This window comes from Streptomyces sp. NPDC050806, from assembly GCF_055586425.1.
Genome location: NZ_JBVJIF010000001.1, coordinates 571239 through 584702, shown reverse-complemented (window position 1 = coordinate 584702; position 13464 = coordinate 571239). Strand labels below are relative to the sequence as shown.

Sequence of the window (13464 nt, the reverse complement as noted above, 5' to 3'; positions counted from 1 at the left end):
CGCTGCCTCAGGTGCTGATGGTGGCCACGGGGTCGAGACCGTACGTGCGGGCGTAGCCGTTCTCGGTACCGACGAGGAGGTCGACGATCTCGAAGTAGCGGTCCCAGAAGGGGGTTTCCCGCAGTATGTCGATGAGGAGCTGGTAGGCCTGGTGATCATCGGCCTCCCAGACCCAGACGTCGGTGACGTGGGTGGAGTAGAACTCCGTGTCGTAGAAGCGGGAGCGGACGCCGGTGGTCCTGGCCTTGATGGCGGGCACGACCTCGGTGGCGAAGGCGTTCACCCGCTCCTCGGGGGTCATGGCGAGCCACTCGGGTGTGGTCTTGATGAGCATGAACGCGGTGACGGGCGGTGCGGTTTCCGCAGCGGACATGGTGGGTTCCTCCGGATGTCGGATGGGCATGGGGTACGCCCACATCCTGCGGAGGACCGCGGTGTTGCCACAATGGGAACTTCAGCAACGAATCATTGCCCGGAATGGAATGACACTGGTGAACAGCACAGAGCCGGTCTTCGACGCCCATCTCGCTGTCGCATTGGACGCGCTCCTGGCCGAGCAGAGCGTCACCCGCGCCGCCGCCCGGCTGCACACCTCACCCGCCGCCATGAGCCGCACCCTGGCCCGCCTCCGCCGCATACTCCAGGACCCCCTCCTGGTCCGGGCCGGGCAGACCATGGTGCCCACTCCCCGGGCCCAGGCCCTGCGCGACGAAGCCGCCACGGTCGTACGCCGCCTCGGCGCGCTCCTCACCCCGGCCGGCGACGTGGACCCCGCCACGCTGCGCACCACCTTCACTCTTCAAGCCGCCGACCTGGTCGGTGCGGCCCTCGCCACCGGCCTGCTGCAACTGGCCCGCGAAGAGGCACCGGGAGTCTCGTTGCGGTTCCGCGCCGAAGAGCTGGAGGCCGGTCCGGCACTGCGCGACGGCCGTATCGACCTGGAAGTCGGCTCCATCGACCACGTCGACCCCGAGACCGAGGTCGAAGAGCTGGTCGGCCTCCGGATGATGGCGGCCGTCCGGCCCGGCCACCCACTGACCGAAGGGCCCCTGACCCCGGCCCGGTTCGCCGCCGCCGAACACGCCGTGGTCAGCCGCCGCGGCCGTTTCACCGGCCCCGTCGACGCCGCCCTCGCGGAGCACGACCTGAGCCGCCGGGTCGCCGTCGTCCTGCCCGGTCACCTGGCCGCACTGTCCCTCGCCGCCCGCAGCGACATCGTCGCGCTGGTCCCCGCCCCGCCCCACGGAGCCGGTCCCTCGCCCTTCACTGAAGAGGCCACCCTCCTGGGCCTGCGCCTCCTCGACATCCCCCTGCCACTGCCACCCCTGACGATCGGGATGGCCTGGCACCCCCGCCACACCGCCGACGGAGCACACCGCTGGCTCCGCGACGCGGTCCGCCGGACACTCCTCTGCCGGACCCGGCCGTAGGCGTGTGGTCAGCCGGCGGCGGTCAGGGTGCCGGCCCACTCGTCGATGGTGGCGACCTCGCCGCGGCGCGCCAGGACTTCGTTGAGCAGCGTGTCGTGCAGGGCGGGGTCGGGGTCGGCGCAGGCGTCGGAGAGGACGGTGACCCGGTGGTCGAGGTCGGCGGCCTGCAGGGCGGTGGAGAGGACGATGCCGCCGGTGGAGATGCCGGCCAGGACGAGGTGGCCGATGTCCTGGGCGGCCAGGATCTGCCGCAGGTTGTTGCCGGCGAAGGCGCTGACGCGGTTCTTGTGGACGACGATCTCGCCGTCGGCGGGGGCGACATCGGGGTGTATGGCGGCGCCGGGATCGTCGGCCGTGAAGAGGTGGTGCGGAAGGGCACCGAAGATCTTGTTACGGGGGTGGGCGTCGGTGTGCCCGTGTCGCAGTCGAAGTGCTACGTGGATGACCGGAACACCGGCGGCACGGGCCGTGTCGAGGGCCCGGACGGCGCGGGGCAGGTAGTCGTCGGGCAGGTGGGCGAGGTGGTTGCCCTGGATGTCCATGAGCAGGAGGGCGGTACGGGACATGGTGGTGCCCTGCTTTCTTGTCGTCGGTGGTGCCTTCATGCGCGGGTGGCACCGTTCATCGCCATCGGGCGGCCCAGGGTGCGGTCGAAGACGGTCAGCAGGAGGTACAGCACGCCGGCGCCGAGCATGACCCAGGCGAGCTGGTGCATGCCGCCGGTGTCGGCGCGCCGGCCGAAGGATGCGGCGGTCGCGGAGGAGGCGACCATGGAGCCGATGTACGCGAAGGTGCGCAGCAGCCCGGCCGAGGAGGCGGTGCGTTCGGGGTCGGCCTGGAAGTACACGGAGTTCTGCAGAGCCAGGTTGTTCAGCCCCTGCGGGACGCCGAAGACGAGGGCGATGAGGAGCAGCGTCCACAATGGGCTCTGCCCGGTGAGCGTGAGCATCACCAGGCAGGCGACGATCTGTCCGGCCGCGCCGACCAGCAGCTTCCCGCGTACGCCCGCGCGCCGCCCGGAGACGATCGAGACACCGATCGCCAGCAGGAACATGGGGATCTGCACCAGTCCGGCGTGGAAGGGCGTCAGCCCGTACCCTTCCTCGGTCCACTGGCTGAAGCCGTAGAGGAAGGCGTAGGCGACGACGTAGGCGACGAGCGCGCGTCCGTAGGTGGCCAGGAGTGGTGTGTTGCCGCCGAGCACCCGCAGGTCGATGAAGGGGGTGGCGGCCCGCAGCTCGCGCACCGCGAACGCGGCTCCCGCGGCGGCGGCGATCACCAGCAGGTACCAGTCGCGCAGGTGCAGGTTCATCAGGAACAGCAGCAGCGAGACGAGCATCGCGGCGAAGAGGCCCATGCCGGGCAGGTCGAGCTGCGCGGCCAGGCGGCCACGCTGCGGGGACTCGCCCGTACCGGCCGACTTGGGCAGCCGCCAGAGTCCCAGCAGCACGGCCACGACGGCCAGCGGCACGTTCAGCGCGAAGGTGGTGCGCCAGCCGCCCACCGCGATCAGCAGGCCGCCCAGCAGCGGGCCGATCACGGCGATGGTCTGGTTGGCCACTGCCAGCCCCGTCAGCACCCCGCCGGGGCTGTCCCGTCCGGTGCGTTCGGCCTCGCTGCGCAGCAGTGCCATCGCGGCGGGATAACCGGCGCACGTACCGAACCCGAGCAGGACGCGCGCGGCGATCAGCACCCCCAGGCCGGGTGCCAGTGCGCCGACGATGCCGGCGACGCCCACCAGGCCGGTACTGAGGAGGAACAGCCTGCGCGGCCCGAAGATGTCGATGAGCCGTCCCACGACGGGCTGCCCGAGCGAAGTGGCCAGATAGAGGGCTGAGACCAGCCACGCGGTCTGCGAGGTGGGCGCGCCCAGGGCGTCGCCGATGGGGACGAGCGCGACGGAGATGATCGTCGAGTTGATCGGGTTCAGGACCGAGCCCAGCATCATCGGCGGCAGCAGCCGCCGGTCGAAGCCCGGTTCGTCCGTCGCTCTCCTGGCGTCCGTCCCCGGCTCAGTCATGGGTCAGCCGCTCCAGTACGGCCATGGTGGCGATCACGGCCCGGCGTTCTTCTTCCGTGCACTTGTCCTGCAGCTGGCCGGCGAGCCATTCCGTCCTGGCCTGCCGCCCCTCCGCCACCCGACGCCGGCCCTCCGCGGTGAGCGCGATGAGCAGGCGCCGTCCGTCGTCCGGGTCGGGGCTGCGCTCCACCAGCCCCCGCGCGGCGAGCGAGGCGACCGTGGCCGTCATCGACTGGTGCCGCACCCCCTCGGTGGCGGCCAGCTCACTGGCCGTGACGCCCGCCTTGTCGGACAGGCGGGCCAGGACGGTCGCCTGGCTCAGGGTGAGGTCCTCGGCCTCGGAAGCGTTCAGGATGCGGCGCCGCAGGCGGCTGATGACCGCGCGGACCTCAAGCGACGCCTGAAAGGCCGAGGGCGACAGGGTCGGGTTCTCGCTCATGCCTCCACGCTAACTTCTACAGTCTTAGCTGTACAGTTTTACCTGCACAACAGTGACCGGCGAGACACCCCGGGGCGGCACTGTCAGGGGGACGTCAATGCCGCCGGGCCGGGCGACAAGAAGGCGTCAGGACCGGATGCGCATGCGGAGCCGCGAATTGCCTGGTCGGGTGCGCCGTCTCGCCCCGCGTCTCCCGGAACCGCTGCTGAGCTGGGCATATGGCTGCCGGTCCGGCCTGCCGGCCGTCGAGCGCACACGGCGGTCCGGTGCTATGCAGGCGGTAGGAGATGCCCTGCGGTGCGGCCGGTGGCAGGGACGAGTGCAGGAGGTGCGCATCATGGCCGACTGGACGATGCGAGGGCGCCCCGCGCCGATGCGGCACCACGTCGCGTCCACACGCACGGGGCAGCGCTTCGCGTCGATGCGGCGCCCGCTCGCGCCGGCGGCCGGGTTCGTCTTGCCGCTGCTGGTCGCGGGGGCCCTGGCGCCGTTCCGTACCGCGTTGGCGAGCAGCACCATGGCACTGGTCCTGGTCGTCGCGGTGGTCGCGGTAGCGGCCGCCGGCAGCCGCGCGGCGGGCGCGCTCGCCGCACTCTCCGCCGCCGCGTGGTTCGACTTCTTCCTCACCAGCCCGTACGAACGGTTCGCCATCGGTGCCGCCGCGGACATCGAGACGGCCGTCCTGCTGCTGGTCGTCGGGCTGGTCGTGTCCCAACTGGCGGCGCGTGCACACCGGTTGGAAGCCACCACGGTGGCAGACGCGGCGCATTTCGCCCGCATCCACGACACGGCCCGGCTGGCACGGCGACGGGCGGCCCCGGAGGCCGTCGTCGACCACGTACGGGAGGGCCTCACCGAACTGCTCGGCCTGCGCGGCTGCCGCTTCGAGTACGGCAGCCTGCTCGGGCGGCCGGCGCGGCTGGAGCAGGACGGCGGTGTGAGTGTCGGCCCCGCGCGTTGGGACGTCGACCAGGACGGCTGGCCGGCGGGCGAGATCGAGCTGCGCGCCATGGGCAACGGCCACTACTACGGCAGGTTCATGCTGCTCCCCGGGCCGGGCCCGGTACCCCCGCTGAAGGCACGACTGGTCGCGGTGACACTGGCCGACCAGACGGGTTCGGCCCTGGACACGGCTGCGCAGCCGCGGAACGACTGAGCCACCCGCCAACAACACGTCAGCACACGATGCCGAACCGTCAGCAACGCGTCAGTGCGCGTCCGGTGCACCGGTACCGCGGGCACAGCGTTCTCGGGCCCCGGTCTCCCAGCCCCTCCCCCGTCGGGGCCCTTCCTTCACCCACCTCATGCAGGAGCGTCGTCATGACCACAGTGGATGTCGCTCTCCACGCGTCACACGCTGACGAGTTGTCCGTGTGGCCCGCCTCCACCGTCCCGTTGCCGTGCGGCGACCTCGCGGTGGGCGGGGTACCGCTCGCCGAGGCGGCCGGTGCGTTCGGCACCCCGGTGTATCTGCTGGACGAGGCCGAGGTGCGGGACCGCTGCCGCACGTACGCGCACGCCTTTCCGCACGCCGACATCCACTACGCGGCGAAGGCGTTCCTCTGCCGGACCATGGCCCGCTGGGTGGCCGAGGAGGGCCTGGGCCTGGATGTCTGCTCGGCGGGCGAGCTGGAGGTCGCGGTCGCGGCGGGCGTACCTCCGGAGCGCATCATCCTGCACGGCAATGCCAAGAGCCCCGAGGACCTGAACGCCGCGCTGCGGACCGGCGTGGGCCGCGTCACCGTCGACAGCCTGTCGGAGGTCACCCGGCTGGCGGCGGCCGTCGGCATCCACGACGAGCCCGTCAAGGTGCTGGTCCGCGTCGTGCCCGGTGTCAGCGCGGGCGCGCACGAGAAGATGCGTACCGGCACCGGAACCCGGAAGTCCGGCCTCTCGGTGACCGACGGCAGCGCACAGCACGCCATCGCCCGCGTCCTCGCCCAGCCGGAGCTGGAACTGACCGGCCTGCACTGCCACCTGGGCTCGCAGATCACCAGCGTCAAGCCCTACCTCACGGCAGTGCGCCGCATGGTCGGGCTCATGTCCCACATCCACCGCTCCTACGGCTACACCACACGCGAACTGGACCTGGGCGGCGGGCACGGCATCCCGTACCGGCCGGAGGAGACCGCCCTGGACATCACGGCGCTCGCCCGCACACTGCGCACCGAGATGTCCGAGGGCTGCGCGGCCGTCGGGCTGCCCGTGCCCCGGCTGCTCATCGAACCTGGCCGGGCCGTCGTCGGACCCGCCGGCGTCGTTGTCCACCGGGTGCTCAGCGTCAAACACACCGAAGGGCGCACCTTCGTCACCGTGGACGGCGGCACGAGCGACCACCCCCGCCCCGCGCTCTACGGAGTGCGCTGCACACCCCGGCTGGTCGGCAGGCTCTCGCTCGCCGGGTCCGCGCGGATGACCATGGTCGGCCGACACTGCGAAGCCGGCGACATCCTGGCCTCGGACGTCCAACTGCCCGGCGACATCCGCCCGGGCGACCTCCTCGCCGTTCCGGCTGCCGGCGCTTACCAGCTGTCCATGGCCTCCGCCCACAATCTCGTCGGCCGCCCACCCGTCGTCGCCGTCGCGGACGGCAAGGCCCGGCTGCTGGTACGCCGGGAAACCCGGGACGATCTCAGCATCCGCGACGCCGGATAGCGGGCCTTCCTTCCCTTGCCGCCCCCTACCCCTCACCCCCGCCGCAGCGTCGCGGTAGCGACCTCCAGGAAGTCGCGCAGGAGTTTCTCGCGCCGGTCGGCGGGGGCGGCCAGGCAGGTCTCGACCTCCGGCGCGTCCGTGACGGGGAGGTGGACGAGGTCGGGGCGGGAGTAGGCCCGCGCGACGCTCTGCGGGACGAGCGCGATGCCGTGCCCGGAGGCGATGAGTTCGAACTTCTCCTCAAGGGAGGACGTGCGCCGCGTCGGTGCGTCGAGCATACGCACACCGTCGAGGTCCGCGGAGGTGAGCTTCCGGCGTTCCGCCAGTGGGTGCGTAGAGGGCATGCAGGCGAGCCTCGGCTCGCGGCCGATGGGGATGAGGTGCAACCCCGCCTCGTCGAACGGCCGCCTGATGTATGCGACTTGGGCCCGTCCGTCCCTGAGCGGCGCGTCCTGCTCCCACCAGCGCACCGGGACGACGTCGGTTTCGACGTCCGGGTGGCGCGAGGTGAAGGCGCGTATCGCATCGGAGACATGCAGCCCCGGGGAGAAGGCGACCACGAGCCGCTGGATGCCCCTGCCGACGTCGTGCACGCGCCGCACCGCGGCGCCGACGGTCGCGAGGATGGTCTGCGCCTCCGCGTAGAGCTGCTTCCCGGCGGCGGTCAGCTCCACGCTGCGAGTGCTCCGCGCGAGCAGGGTGCACTCCAACTCCTGCTCGAAGGCCCGGATTTGGCGGCTGAGGACCGGCTGGGCAATGTAGAGCTGCTCTGCCGCCCGGCCGAAGTGGCGGTGCTCGGCGACCGCGACGAAGTAGCGGAGCTTACGCAGATCGAGGTCCATACCCTCAAGGTATCAATCGTCAGGAAGGGTATTGGACGCCACAAATGAACGCCCCGAGACTCACCACATGATCGTCATCACCACTCCCACCGGCCGGATCGGCGGCCGGCTCCTGGACATCCTGCTCAACGACTCCCCCACGTGCGGCGATGAGCTGCGCGTCATCGTGCGCGACCCCGCCCGGCTCCCCGACACGGTGCGCGAACGCGTCGACATCATCACCGGCTCGCACGGCGACGCCGAGGTCGTCGACCGGGCCTTCGCCGGCGCGGACGCCGTCTTCTGGGTGGCCCCGTCCGCTTCGCCGACGCCGAGCCTGGACGACATGTACTCCGGCTTCACCCGCGCCGCGGCGAAGGCGTTCACCACTCACGGAGTCGGCCACGTGGTCGGCGTCTCGGCGCTCGGCCGCGGCACTTCCGTGGCCGGCCGCGCCGGCCATGTGACGGCGTCGCTGGCCATGGACGACCTCATCGCAAGCACGGGCGTGGCCTACCGGGCGCTCGCCAACCCGACCTTCATGGACAACCTGCTCGGGCAAGTGGCTTCGATCCGCGACAACGGCGTGTTCACCCAGACCTTCGCCGCCGACCGCGCGGCACCGCTGGCCGCCACCCGGGACATCGCCGCGGCCGCCGCCGGGCTGCTGCTCGACCGCTCGTGGACGGGTACGGGCGAGGTACCGGTACTGGGGCCCGAGGACCTCGAACGACATGGCGCGCATCATGTCCGAGGTGCTCGGCCGCCCCATCAGCTACCAGCGGCAGTCGCTCGACGACTGCCGCGCCGCACTCGCCGGGAGCGGGGCCGGAGACGCGCTCGTGGCGGGCTACGCCGACATGATGCGCGCCAAGGACGACGGCCTCGACGACGGCGTGCGGCGCACCCCTGAGACCGCGAGCCCCACGACCTTCCGCGAGTGGTGCGAGCAGACCCTGAAGCCGGAGGTGCAGGCATGAGCACGAAGACCGCTCTCGTCATCGGGGCATCCCGCACCCTCGGGCTCGGCCTCGCCACCGAGTACGCGCACCGCGGCTGGGACGTCATCGGCACCGTACGCGGCAACGAGCGCACGGGCCTGCACGACCTGGCCGAGGCGTCCGGGGGCCGTGTCACGGTCGAGTCGCTGGACATGACACAGCCGGAACAGATCGCCGCGCTGCGCGAGCGACTGGCGGAACGCACCCTCGACCTGCTGTTCGTGAACGCCGGCATCACGCGGGGCAACCTCCCGATCGGCGACGTCCCGACGGAGATGTTCGTCGAGGTCATGGTCACGAACGCGCTCAGCCCGATGCGTGTGATCGAGTCCTTGCGGTCGCTGGTCACGCCGGCCGGGACCATCGGCGTCATGTCGTCGCGCCAGGGCAGCGTCGGCTTCAACACCAGGGGCGGTCAGGACGTCTATCGCGCCAGCAAGTCCGCCCTCAACCAGCTGATGCGCAGCTACGCCGTACGGTACGCCGACGCCGCGCACACACTGCTGCTCATGTGCCCCGGCCACGTACGCACCGAACTGGGCGGGCCGGACGCACCGCTGACCATCGAGCAGTCCATCCCCGGTGTGGCGGACACGATCGACCGCCACAGCGGCGAGCAGGGCCTGAAGTACCTCAACCACCGGGGCGAGACCGTGCCCTGGTAGCGCCATCGGAGTGGCCACGCCTCTCCGGCTGTCCGAAAACCTCCCCCGGACAGCGCAGCAGCACGCGGAACACACCGTCGGCCAGCAATATCGTCATCTGCAATGGTTTGTACGTGACGACAGGTATCCGGGGTGCCCGCCATGCGTCCGTCCACCACAACGACAGGTGACAAAGCCGTACCGGCGGCCACCCCGGCGCCGGTACGCACCGGCGCCGGGCGCTCCGTGGCCCTGCTCGTACTGTTCACGGTCGCCACGGTCATTGCGCTGGTGGGCCCGCAAGCCGCACTGCACGGCACGGGAGAGGCCGCGGCTCCCGGAGCCCATTGGGTAACACTGCTCCGCTGGCTGCTGTTCGCCGCGGTGAGTGCGCAGGTCGGCGAGGTGATCGCAGCGTGGCTGGCGCGACGCGTCCCCCGGGCGCCAGCGCCGCTGCCACGCGGCTGGTCCACGTCGGCGGCGCTGGTCGGCGCCCTGGCCGCGATGGGACTCGCCCTGATCGTCGCCGCCGGCAACCTCGTCCCGTACCGGCTCGCCGACCTGGACCTCGCCGATCTCTACCGCACACGCGACGGGCTGCTGGCCTTGCTGAGTGTGGACGCCTTCCTCGTGGCGGCCCTGCTCGCGCGCTCGCGCCGCCCCGCGGCACAGGCGCTGCCGCTGGCCGCGATCGCCGTGGCCGAGGCGCTGCGCGCGCACCCGACCACGGAGGACGGCCCGCTCCTCGGCTCGGCCCTGACCCTCGTCCACTTCACCTGTGCCGCGCTGTGGGTGGGTGGCCTCCTCCACGTCCTGCGCATGGTGCGGCTGTGGCGTGCGTGGGAGCCGGCGGCCGGTGCGGAGCTGCTCGCCCGGTACGCGCGCGGCGCCGCCGGCCTGCTCATCGCGCTCACCGTCACCGGCGTGTGCAGCACGCTGCGGCGGATGCCGCCCGGCACGGTCCTGGACCAGCTCACGAGCACCGCCTACGGCCGCACTCTGCTGGTCAAACTGCTGCTGGTCGCGGTGGCGAGCGTACTGGCGCTGTGCGCACGCCGTCGGCTCCGGCACGCCGCCGACCCGCTCACGGCCTGCACTCCCGCCCGCTTCGAGGTCCTCACGCTCGGGCTGACGGTGGCGGTCACGGCGCTCCTCACCGCCCTCCCGGTGCCGATCCGCTGGTAGCGGCGACGAGGCGCCCGGACCGGCGGCGAGGCGCGCGGCCCGGCAGCGAGGCGGAAAAACGAAAGGCAAGGAGGTCTACCCACTCCTTGCCACTCTCAACTTATAGCGCACTGGGGGGCTTGCGGCAAGGCCCTGTCCGTGATGCACAATCGCGGGCCGATGCGAAGAGTGACAGAAATGGGGGGACTCACGAAGTGAGTGCGCTTTTGAGGTCTTACGGGGAGCCGCGCGGCGGCACCAGCGCGTTCCACCTGCCCGACCGGCTCTCCCACAAGGCCGACCCGGCGCTGATCGACGCCGATGAGCAGCACTTCGCAGCCATCGCGGAGAGCCTTGAGCAGTCGATCGCCGAACTGTCCGACCGCCTGGACGCCGAACGCAGGGCACCCGGCGGCGTCGGCCGGGCGGCGATGGACCGGGACGCGGAGATCCACCGGCTGTCCGGCCGCCTGCGGGCCCTGCGCCGCTTCGGGCTGGACCTGTGCCTGGGCCACATCGTCAGTGCGGAGAGCCCCGAGCCCGTGTACATCGGACGCCTCGGCCTCACCGACAGCACGGGGCGCCGGCTGCTGCTCGACTGGCGCTCGCCCGCGGCCGAGCCGTTCTTCGCGGCGACCCACGCCCACCCGATGGGTCTGGTGAGCCGCCGCCGGTACCGGTGGAACCGCGGTCTGATCAGCGACTACTGGGACGAGGTGTTCACTGCCGACGGGCTCGAAGGGCACGCCGCGCTGGACGACCAGTCCGCGTTCATCGCGAGCCTGGGCGGCAACCGGTCCGACCGCATGCGCGACGTCCTCGCCACCATCCAGGCCGACCAGGACGCCATCATCCGCGCGGGCTCGCACGGTGCACTCGTCGTCGACGGCGGCCCCGGCACGGGCAAGACCGTCGTCGCGCTGCACCGCGCCGCGCACCTCCTCTACTCCGACCCGCGCCTCGGCCACCGCCGGGGCGGTGTCCTGTTCGTCGGCCCGCACGAGCCGTACCTGGCCTACGTCGCCGACGTGCTGCCCAGCCTCGGCGAGGAGGGCGTACGGACCTGCACCCTGCGCGACCTCGTCGCGGAGGGAGCGGGAGCGGCGACCGAGGCCGACCCACGCGTGGCCCTGCTGAAGTCGTCCGCCGACATGGTGCGGGCGATCGAGCCGGCCGTCGGCATCTACGAGGAACCGCCCACCGAGGGCATGACGGTCTCCAGCCACTGGTCCGACATCTGGCTGAGCCCGGAGGACTGGGCGGTGGCGTTCGAGGCGGTGGAACCCGGTACGCCGCACAACGAAGCACGCGACCAGATCCGCGAGGAGCTGCTCACGATCCTGATGGACAAGGACGACAGCGACGCGCCGCCGGAGTTGCTGCGCCGCTCGCTGTTGCAGGACCGGGAGCTGATCCGGACCCTCAACCGTGCGTGGCCGATGCTCGAAGCGAGCGACCTCGTCGGAGACCTGTGGTCGGTACCCGCTTACCTGCGCAAGTGTGCCCCCTGGCTCAGCCGCGAGGACGTACGGCGGCTCCAGCGCGCGGACGCCCAGGCCTGGACCGTGTCCGACCTGCCGCTCCTGGACACGGCACGGCAGCGGCTCGGCGATCCGGAGGCGTCGGTACGCAAGCGCCGGCACGAGGCCGCTGTCGCCGCCGAACGGGCACGCAGGACCGACGTCATCGCCAACATTCTGCAGGACACCGAGATCGACGAGAGCCAGGGCGCGGTGGGGATGCTGCGCGGTCAGGACCTGCAGGACACCCTGATCGACGAGGACGCGCTGCCCGGCACCGATCCGGAACCGCTCGCCGGGCCGTTCGCGCACATCATCGTGGACGAGGCGCAGGAACTGACCGACGCCGAGTGGCAGATGCTGTTGCAGCGCTGCCCGTCCCGCAGCTTCACGATCGTCGGCGACCGCGCCCAGGCCCGGCACGGCTTCACGGAGACCTGGGAGGAACGGCTCGCACGCGTCGGGCTCGACCGCGCCACCGTGGCGTCCCTGAGCATCAACTACCGTACGCCGGAGGAGGTGATGGCCGAGGCCGAGTGCGTCATCCGCACCGCACTCCCGGACGCCAACGTACCGACCTCCATCCGCGGCAGCGGCATCCCCGTCGTCCACGGAACCGTCGCGGACCTGACTGCGACCCTCGACACCTGGCTCGCCGCGCACGCGGAAGGCATCGCGTGCGTCATCGCCACCGGTGAGTCCGGAGAGGGCACGTTCCGGGCCGCACCCCGCGTCCGGTCACTCACCCCGGAACTGTCCAAGGGCCTGGAGTTCGACCTGATCGTCCTCATCGACCCCGAGTCGTTCGGCGACGGCATCGAAGGAGCCGTCGACCGCTACGTCGCCATGACCCGCGCGACCCAGCAACTCGTCATCCTGACGACGGAATGACCGCATCACGACTGCACCATCCGAAGTGGGTATAAGGGGGGTGATACGGGGGAGGGTGCGCATGCGCGTGTTCAAGGGGTACAGAGTGTGGAGCAGGCTCGCCACCGCGGTGGCCGCGCTGCTCGTCGGGGCGTTCATCGCCGCCTTCCTGCTGGCCGCCGTCGGCGCCCTGGATTCGCCCAAGGGCGGCACGAAACCGACCTCGCCGAGCTACGACCCGTTCTGGCCGCCCCAGCCGATACCGACGCCGCCGGCCCCGCCGCCGCCCCCGTTGACCGTCTACCGCTGAGGCCGACCATTCACCGCTGGCACCGGGTCAGCCGTTGCCCTCGCGTCGCAGTTGCGCCGAGAGGTGGTGTTGCAGTGGCCGGCCGACCGCCGCCAGGTCGTGGACGAAGTCGAGGGTGTCCGCGTCGGTCAGGGTGTAGCGGCGGCGGGTGGCGGTGACGTCCTTGGCGGTGGGGGCGAGCGCCACCTGATGGGTGGTGAGGTCCACGGTGCCGCCGTCCGCCCGGCCGACCAGGATCTCCGTGATGCCGGTGGGCTGCGTGATCAGCGCTTCCACCCGGCCCTCGGGCTGGAGCCGCCACCAGCCGGTCTCCCGGGCCGCCGGGCGCAGCGGCGCGCCGTCGGCGTCCAGCAGCCAGGCCCGGGCCTCGTAGGAGAGGAAGGGCCGGCCGTCGTGGCTGAAGGTGACCTCCTGCGCGTACGTGAAGTCCTCGGCGAGCGTCGGATACTCGCCGCTCCCCCGGCCCACCCAGGTGCCCAGCAGCCCGGCCACCGGGGCGAGCAGTGCGTGCGGCGCAGGCGTGTCGTCCGGGCCGAGGGCGTCGGGATAGGGAAGCTTCCGGGCGGGGACGGTCATGAGGTGTGCTCCTG

Annotated in this window: 13 protein-coding genes and 1 pseudogene; 8 read left to right on the top strand and 6 right to left on the bottom strand. The window is 71.7% G+C overall.

What is annotated here, in order from left to right; translation table 11 throughout:
• Window positions 1–7: 7 nt before the first annotated feature.
• A complete protein-coding gene (locus ACZ6WH_RS02645) occupies window positions 8–373 on the bottom strand; it encodes a darcynin family protein (RefSeq protein WP_469725439.1) in 366 nt (121 codons plus the stop codon).
• A gap of 109 nt (window positions 374–482) precedes the next feature.
• Here ACZ6WH_RS02645 and ACZ6WH_RS02640 point away from each other — a divergent pair, with 109 nt between their 5' ends.
• Window positions 483–1430, top strand: a complete 948-nt coding sequence (locus tag ACZ6WH_RS02640; protein ID WP_469725437.1) for a LysR family transcriptional regulator — start codon at window positions 483–485, stop codon at window positions 1428–1430.
• Window positions 1431–1438: 8 nt separating this feature from the next.
• Here ACZ6WH_RS02640 and ACZ6WH_RS02635 read toward each other — a convergent pair whose 3' ends face one another.
• From ACZ6WH_RS02635 to ACZ6WH_RS02625, 3 genes are read right to left on the bottom strand one after another with little or no spacing between them, the layout of a single operon-like run.
• Window positions 1439–1996 (bottom strand): cysteine hydrolase family protein, encoded by a 558-nt coding sequence (locus ACZ6WH_RS02635; RefSeq protein WP_469726227.1) that lies wholly within the window; start codon window positions 1994–1996, stop codon window positions 1439–1441.
• A gap of 35 nt (window positions 1997–2031) precedes the next feature.
• A complete protein-coding gene (locus ACZ6WH_RS02630; RefSeq protein WP_469725435.1) occupies window positions 2032–3450 on the bottom strand; it encodes an MFS transporter in 1419 nt (472 codons plus the stop codon).
• Window positions 3443–3889 carry a MarR family winged helix-turn-helix transcriptional regulator gene (locus ACZ6WH_RS02625; protein WP_469725433.1) on the bottom strand — a complete coding sequence of 149 codons (447 nt, stop codon included), beginning with the start codon at window positions 3887–3889 and terminating at the stop codon, window positions 3443–3445. The genes ACZ6WH_RS02630 and ACZ6WH_RS02625 overlap by 8 nt, the downstream gene beginning before the upstream one ends.
• Window positions 3890–4226: 337 nt before the next feature.
• Between ACZ6WH_RS02625 and ACZ6WH_RS02620 the strand changes: the two genes are divergently transcribed.
• Window positions 4227–5045, top strand: a complete 819-nt coding sequence (locus ACZ6WH_RS02620; RefSeq protein ID WP_469725431.1) for a DUF4118 domain-containing protein — start codon at window positions 4227–4229, stop codon at window positions 5043–5045.
• A gap of 164 nt (window positions 5046–5209) precedes the next feature.
• Window positions 5210–6544, top strand: coding sequence for a diaminopimelate decarboxylase (gene lysA, locus ACZ6WH_RS02615; protein WP_469725429.1), 1335 nt, complete (start codon window positions 5210–5212; stop codon window positions 6542–6544).
• A gap of 32 nt (window positions 6545–6576) precedes the next feature.
• Here lysA and ACZ6WH_RS02610 read toward each other — a convergent pair whose 3' ends face one another.
• Entirely contained in the window at window positions 6577–7386 is an 810-nt protein-coding gene (locus ACZ6WH_RS02610; RefSeq protein ID WP_469725428.1) for a LysR family transcriptional regulator, read from the bottom strand.
• Between the two features lie 67 nt (window positions 7387–7453).
• Between ACZ6WH_RS02610 and ACZ6WH_RS02605 the strand changes: the two are divergent.
• The 5 genes and pseudogenes from ACZ6WH_RS02605 (at window position 7454) to ACZ6WH_RS02585 (ending at window position 12874) form a co-directional block, all read left to right on the top strand.
• Window positions 7454–8345 (top strand): annotated as a pseudogene (locus ACZ6WH_RS02605) (NAD(P)H-binding protein).
• Window positions 8342–9031 (top strand): SDR family NAD(P)-dependent oxidoreductase, encoded by a 690-nt coding sequence (locus ACZ6WH_RS02600; RefSeq protein ID WP_469725426.1) that lies wholly within the window; start codon window positions 8342–8344, stop codon window positions 9029–9031. Before ACZ6WH_RS02605 ends, ACZ6WH_RS02600 begins: the two are co-directional and overlap by 4 nt.
• Window positions 9032–9172: 141 nt before the next feature.
• Complete coding sequence (locus ACZ6WH_RS02595) at window positions 9173–10195, top strand: CopD family protein (RefSeq protein WP_469725424.1); 1023 nt, start codon at window positions 9173–9175, stop codon at window positions 10193–10195.
• A 206-nt stretch (window positions 10196–10401) separates the two neighbouring features.
• Window positions 10402–12585 (top strand): RNA polymerase recycling motor ATPase HelR, encoded by a 2184-nt coding sequence (helR, locus tag ACZ6WH_RS02590; RefSeq protein WP_469725422.1) that lies wholly within the window; start codon window positions 10402–10404, stop codon window positions 12583–12585.
• A 61-nt stretch (window positions 12586–12646) separates the two neighbouring features.
• Window positions 12647–12874, top strand: a complete 228-nt coding sequence (locus ACZ6WH_RS02585; protein WP_469725420.1) for a hypothetical protein — start codon at window positions 12647–12649, stop codon at window positions 12872–12874.
• 27 nt (window positions 12875–12901) lie between these two features.
• Here ACZ6WH_RS02585 and ACZ6WH_RS02580 read toward each other — a convergent pair whose 3' ends face one another.
• Complete coding sequence (locus ACZ6WH_RS02580) at window positions 12902–13450, bottom strand: nitrobindin family protein (RefSeq protein WP_469725419.1); 549 nt, start codon at window positions 13448–13450, stop codon at window positions 12902–12904.
• Window positions 13451–13464 lie beyond the last annotated feature (14 nt).